Genomic DNA, 7,032 nt, shown 5'->3' with positions numbered 1-7,032 from the left:
AGCGAACGGAACTGTTCCCACTGTGGCGAGTCTGGCAAGGGCTGAGAAGTATCCATAAAGCGCTGTACCATATCCCAGGCAGCCAATTGATCCAGCCGGCTGGTGACCCCAAACATGCCCACCAGCGCAACATGGGCCTCTAAGCTGTAATGCACTAAGCTCAAGTTATATTGCGCAATGCCTTGAGAAGAAGGAGAGCTTTGAATATAACAATCAAATTCATGGAAAGGTAATTCATGTGCCACCTTCCAAGCGGTGCTTTTCTTAGCTGAATTAGCAAACACTTTGACCATGCCCGTACGTCGATTTAACTCCCACATAGGGCCTGGCTGGAAGCCAGAAGTATAGTCGGGAAAAAATCGATAAAGTAAGTTTGCACCTCCCCAAGCTATTATTGAAAAAGCTAGAAGAAAGAAAAAAATATCCCATCCTGAATAGCTAAAAAAATCACTCCAGAAAGACAAGTCAGGTTGGCTATTTATATAAGATATGGACATAAAGCTAACACTGACAATGCAAACTGGCACCATCCAAACCAACCCTATAAAACCAAACGCTCTAACAACTCCAATTATAAAATTAGTTTTAGTCTGACTTGTATAGCGCAGGCATTCTTCATCCCATCGTAGCGGATGCTCAGGGCGGTCGCTTGGTCGAGGGGAGTGATTGGGCATCTGCTCAAGCTCACGCAATCGTTTAGGTGGCATATCCACTAGCTCTCGGGCTGGGAATAAGGCTTCGGTTGGATGGCGATAGGTCAGTTGCTGCCCAGAAGCCGCGGTTAAGCGAAAGCGCTTGCCGTGGTGGCAAGGCTCTGAACGCAGCCATAAAAATTTCTCTGAGGTATGCGCGGTTTCCGCATAGCTAATGGGTGTTAAATCAGTCATTCGCACTCTCATTATCCTGATGGGTCGTTTCATCCGCCCAATAGGGTTGCTCTGTACGGGTAAAGTCTGGGATTAATGGATTCGCGCTGGCTACTTGGGTCGGCTTAGGTGCTGGTAACATTCGCGGTAGCTCGACACTATTTTGGCGTTCGTTTTGGCGCTGCCACTGCACGCATACTTTTAGTTTATGCTGGGTACGGCGCTCTCGGCTACGCCAAGACCCCTGCTGGGTAGTGGTTGCAGGGTATAGAGGTAGTACTCCCGGCCATCCGTTGTGCTACGCTCAAATAACGGCTGCACCCTATCATCCAACTCGTTGTCTTCTTCTATCCACTGAGAGTACCCGTCCTTATGGAACGCGCCAGGGGGCGTCGCCGGGCATGAGGGTGACTTGGTTGACGTAGCGCGTCATGCCATCTTCTTCCAGCGCCTGGGACTGTTCGCCCGTGTGGTGGACGGCCACCACCTGCCAGTCACGATTGAGGCTTTGCGTGTCGTGATCGGTCAGGCTAAAGCGCACGCCGGGAGCGAGTTCCGGCAGGTCGCTTTCGGCGTTGGCGGTGATGGCGTCGCGGCGCAGCTCTTCCAGGCGGATGCGGGTGAACGGCTGGCCGGAGGCGTCCTGCTTGTAGCGGCCGGGGTAATCGAAGTGCTCGTAGTCGGTCTGCTGGCCGTGGGCTTCAACGTCACGGCCCAGGTGTTCGTGCAGCTGGGCGTAGGCCGGGTTCTTGAAGCTGTAGTCTTTCAGGGTCGCGGTGGCCGCGGCCACCCGGGCGGTATGGCTGAGCTTGCGCACATGGCGCGTAGGCGCGGTGCCGCCGGCGCGGCTGTGGTAGGTGGGCTCGCCTAGATTGGCGAGCACTTGAGGGCCTTTAAACTAAAAATAAAGTCGCTGCTCTCCTGAGCTTATAAAATCAGCATGTCTGATTTACTCATTATCAAGCATTCCTCTTTATTTCGCTAACGATCCAATAGATCTTCGGATGCTTCTATTTTGGTATAATATAGAAACTTACCTATTTCGAGACGGTTCACTTAACAAAAACCTTAAGCTCTTTAAAAGCTTGTAAAAAACATAAATCACATTGCCAATTCGCAGGCACATTACATTTACCTTATTTTTAAAATAATTTTTTTTCACATTATCCAATCTTTTATATAAAGAAACGTCCCACCTATCCATATTATGATTGCACAAGGCATTACAGTAAATATAGGAAAAGCCACTATAAATCTTATTTTCTTAGGAATATTTTCTACAACTATATTTTTACATGCCAGCGGATGCTTTCTCTTAACATAATTGCTATCTCTAAACAACAGAAAGACCCCATAGCTAAGACACTTACTAATTCCCCACGGCCAAATTCCAACATAGCTTCTTAAAGGAAAATCGGGGCTTTCAAAGCAGTTATCAATCTCTTTCATTTTTAAAGCTAAAGCTATCCACCATATTACAAGCGAAAAAACACCAACCACTAATGCTATTGCCGAAAGAGAAAAAAATATAAATTCTGCATCAATAATTTCAATTTCCATATAACTGTAACCATCCCTTAAAACTAGCGCATGCGTCACTAGAGTTCGACGCACTACAACAAATACACAAAAGAAGCTTAACCGAAATAAAACGCCGAAAGGCGATCCTGCAGCTTCGCTATTTTCTGATTGAACGTTTCATCATCAATATCCCGCCAATAACGGGGTGGCCGCCCTGTTTATTTATCCCATTCCAGGGTGGTCGGGTCCAGCGGACGGAACCGTTCCCACTGTGGGGAGTCTGGTAAGGGCTGAGAAGTATCCATAAAGCGTTGCAGCATGTCCCAGGCAGCCAATTGATCCAGACGACTGGTGACCCCGAACATGCCCACTAGGTGTTTGGTCCCGCTTTATGGAAGGTGTAACTTAGCCCTCCATTAGTGTCACTATAAATAGCCTCATCAAAGGCCACTTCTATTACAAAAGGTTCTCCTTCTGCAAGTTGTTCCGCGGGAAGCCACACCTGCCATACGCGTAATGGATCATCTGCCTGGTAATTGGAGTTGCCGGGCAGCTCCCGTGCTTCCCCTTGTAGTGGGCATTCTTGAAAACTTGCAGCAGGTTCCACCAGCCTCATGCCGGTGAACCTGATACAATCTGGGAAACAAACTAAGTAGGCAGAGGCTACCAACAATCATTAATCATCAGGCATGTTACAATTAAATTCACAGCCTATCTACACAAGAAAAGCAAGAAACTTTGATTGCTTTAAACATGATAAACGTCAAATTTCCCCTCTATTACCGGCGCATCAGGAATATTCAATTTAAAATAGTCAAGAACATCATCGTACTTGCTCTTGGGTATGAATATAGCTTTCACAAAGTTCTTCATTTCCTCGCCTGTATCAGGATTATTCCAGTACAAGTTTAAACCAATTATATTTCTGTCTGAGTAAGCATAAATATTTTTCGCCTCCCTCCATGCAATCTCATATTCCATCTGATTTCGCGCCATGGACTGGTAACTTTTAGAATTACCCATCAGCGCCGCCACAATACCAATGCCAACGGGTCCAATTGCTGCCACAATAAAGCCAGGATTAATGAACACTAAAAGCATCACCACTACACCAGACCCTATAGCCGTCCATTTCATGACAGGTTTGACTGAATCAACTTGTGGTTTCCAGGAAAATGCTTCTATACGATTATCCGTTAGCCTATAAACAATGATTGCTGTTTGGTGAGTCATACTCATGGTAATAAGAATACTAAACAGGAATATACCTCCACTAATAAAGATCTTATTAATTATGCCTTCAAGACCCCAACCAAATGCAAACCATAACCCTATCAGCATAGAAACAAGAGTCATGATGAGCAGAATAATATTAGCTGGAAGCGTATAGTAATCTCTAGTACGGATCTGCCATGTCATTATCGCTGCCTCATCCGTGTACTTCCATGGCATTTCGGCTACATAATCCCGCTTGGGCTGAATAAACCACATTTTCATTAAACTCTTTAATTAGTTAAACAGTAGGTACCGTCAGGGGAACTTTGATGGAGTTGTCGGTACCGCGATAGTGTTCGCTCACTTCTACGTCGCGTTTACCCTGACTGGGTTCCGGTTTAAAGAAAGTGAAACTGAGCCCTCCATTGGTATCACTATAAATGGCTTCATCATAGGTCACTTCCATTAGAAAGGGCTCTCCGGCTGCCAGCCGTTCAGCAGGAAGCCACGCTTGCCACACTCGTAACGGATCATCTGCCTGGTAATTGCAGACGCCGGGCAGTTCCCGTGCTTCCCCCTGTGGCGGGCGCTCTTGAAAACTTGCAGAAGGCGCCCAAAAGCCACCAGCTACTTGCTCAGACACCGAGATAGCCTCCCCCGCCAGCGTAGCGGGCAGGGCCAACTGAACCCAATATCCTTGTAGAGTTGAGACCCGTTTACCCGGAGAGTACTGTGACATAGTCCGTGACATATCAAATTCTGTTTTCACTACCGGAGTTAGCTTGAGGGAAGGCGCAAACAATGCCTCGTTCAAAGCGCGTAATTCAGCAGTGTTATCTTCGTCGCTATCCGACCATTTTTTGGCGTTGCCCCAGGTGCTTTTATAAAGCCAGAGACGCACACCATCACGGCTGTAGTAATCGGCTAGCATGGAGGAGATTAAGTAGCCTACGCTGAGGGCTAGTAACGCCCAACTAGCCCAAGGTGCTAATATCCAACTAAAGGCAAGCCAGCGACCAACTAGCCCTCCCAATAGCTGGGTTCCGCCAACAATTGTCATACCTGTAGTTGTTAAGCCCTTAGCCAAAAGTGCTGTTTGTTCATCATTACCCGAAGCCTTTCCGTACTGTTGTGCTATTTGCCATGTTTCTATACCTGCGCCAATCGCCGCAAACGCGGCCATTCCTGCCACCCGGTTGGCCATCCTCCCAGCTAAGCGAGAGACTTCTGTATTTCCTGCAACGTTTAACCAACGCTGGCTTCCTGCTTGCGTTATTTTTAAAGTGCTTGTACCAAAACTTGCTGTACGATTAGCGTAGCGCTGCCAGTAAGGCATAACCCATAGTGACAAAACTGCTGCTGTGGCATAGCCCGCTTGGCTGGCAATCTTTTCCATATCTGCCTGACTCACGCCTTCTTTCTGAGCGGTAAGAATGCTGTCACTAACATTTAACAGGTTAAGTACAGCCACTAGCAGCGGCAAACCACCGATGCCCCGACTATCCATCCAGCGTGTCATCCGCTGTCGAGCAGCGGCCACACCGCCTGCTACCTGCTCGGTACGTAACCGATTTTGCTCACGTAATTCGTCAAAACCTAGTGTTTCGGTCAAACCTCCTGCAGCACCTGCGCCCTGATACGCCATAAAGCGCTTGGGTTCTTTTGTGCCAAGATCATCAAGGGCTTTCTGTTGGGCGCTAATATCTCGAAGTTGAGAAGCGCGCGCTTGACGTGTGGCCGGCCTAGCAAGTGCATCTTGCTGACCTCTTAATCGATTCTCACGGCGTATTATGTCAGCTCGCCAGCGACGGTGACGAGCCTCGAAGTCTTCAGTGCGTACTAAGCGTGAGTTTACGTTTAAATTATCTGGATGAATGAACGCGACCAGCATTGCGTTGGTAATTCCTCTCACTACCGCTTGAGCACCAACCTGAGCGCCCGCGCCCGTAGCAGGCAGCGCTTGATAGGCAAGCGTTTCCCAGACGGCTTTACCAGTACCTGCTACAACGACTTGCATTACCTCAAAACTGTCCTTTATCGGGCGAGAGAGCTGCTGGTAGAGCGCCGACTGCTGTACACTTTCAAGATCCAACACACTCTTGAGATTACCCACGACATTTCCAATGTCCGTAGCCCTGCCAATACTGATCCCCCCGTCTTCTTCTCCGGGTGCATTACCTTCTGACCACTCGTGGGCAATGGCGTCAAAAGCAGTGCCTAATGCAGGCGTAAAATTGAGCAGGCTAGTGCCAATCAACGTGTCACGCTCAAGGAATGTTTTTGTCAGCCACTCTCGCCCTGTTTCGGTAGCGCCGACCGCCTGGCTCACTAGAAAAGCAAATTCTAACAATTCTCGGCTTTGCTGCTGTTCACAGGGGTCATAGCACACCGCTCCCCCCTCAGCTGGCAACCGGTCAAGCCAGGTTAACGTATCATCAAGGCTGACTTTCACGTGACTCTGTAAGCGCTCAAGTTGTGGCTGATAGGCATTGATATACCCAACCGCCTCCTGGTATCGCACATCATGAATCCAGCGACTTTTCTTTTCCAAAGCTTCTAAGTCATCACTATTGGGAGGGTCAATACCCAGTGCCTCTAATTCGGCATCAATAGTCGATAACTGCGCTTCATATTGGAGCTCTACAACAGGATCAGGACGTCCGATATTCGCGCTGCGATTCATGGTGGCAGCAACCTCTTGCAACCGCATAGCTTCTAATCGTTGCTGAATCAACTCTCGGGCATGACGTAACTTAACTGGGTCTTGCCGCACTTGATCTGGCATACCACTTTCATCCAGACCACATAAGGTTTGAGTGATTAATGCCGTCTCTAAACGATGGCCGTGCTCATCCAGAAAGGCCTCAAGCTCAAGTTGCCGCCCCAATAGCGTAAAGATCAAATCATTGACAATTCCCAAGTCATCATCAAGCGCAACAAAAATCGCTTCATCGTGTTTCGTAACGTTTTCTAATACGCTGTCGTGAGTAATTTCGGGTTTTACGGCGAGTAAAGGATAAAGACTCTCCTCTTCGTCGCCCCCGTCACTACCCGCCGCCTCTTCTCTTTCGGCTGTCGACACCGTCGTACTGGTAAACCCATCCACCGCGCCATTGGGCGTGATATCCGCTACCTGCTCGCCAAGCTGCGTGATCGGGCCAGCATGGGGGGCAAGCGATGCACAATCGCCCACGGTATTTATCGCCGCTATCAAGTCGACAGAACGCATCCTACGTTGGCGAACGTCAGCGTTTTCCAGCACGTATTCGCGAATACGCTCCGTCCACTTCACGGAAGAGTATGCCATGGCGATAGAAACGTAGGTAGGATACGTTAAGTGAGAAGCCCCATTGAACGTAGCGCCTTCTATGAGGTACTCATCAAGACGCGTCTCTCCCTCCTCGCTTACCCAGACGTAAAGCCAGCCATC

Annotated in this window: 3 protein-coding genes and 2 pseudogenes; all 5 read right to left on the bottom strand. The window is 48.6% G+C overall.

Annotated features, from left to right (window positions below):
• A pseudogene (locus B0H98_RS17025) lies at positions 1-887 on the bottom strand (hypothetical protein); the annotation flags it as partial.
• 358 nt (positions 888-1,245) lie between these two features.
• Positions 1,246-1,755: pseudogene (locus B0H98_RS16750) on the bottom strand (contractile injection system protein, VgrG/Pvc8 family); the annotation flags it as partial.
• A 269-nt stretch (positions 1,756-2,024) separates the two neighbouring features.
• Entirely contained in the window at positions 2,025-2,426 is a 402-nt protein-coding gene (locus B0H98_RS17020; protein ID WP_146130274.1) for a hypothetical protein, read from the bottom strand.
• 708 nt (positions 2,427-3,134) lie between these two features.
• Complete coding sequence (locus tag B0H98_RS16740; protein WP_146130273.1) at positions 3,135-3,878, bottom strand: hypothetical protein; 744 nt, start codon at positions 3,876-3,878, stop codon at positions 3,135-3,137.
• A 22-nt stretch (positions 3,879-3,900) separates the two neighbouring features.
• Positions 3,901-7,032 (bottom strand): T6SS effector BTH_I2691 family protein (locus B0H98_RS17090; protein ID WP_106376206.1); only part of this gene is annotated, 3,132 nt, incomplete at its 5' end.

It is taken from the genome of Vreelandella songnenensis (genome assembly GCF_003002925.1).
Lineage (GTDB): Bacteria > Pseudomonadota > Gammaproteobacteria > Pseudomonadales > Halomonadaceae > Vreelandella > Vreelandella songnenensis.
Note: the sequence above shows the minus strand (reverse complement) of the source record. Positions and strands in the feature narration are given on the sequence as shown.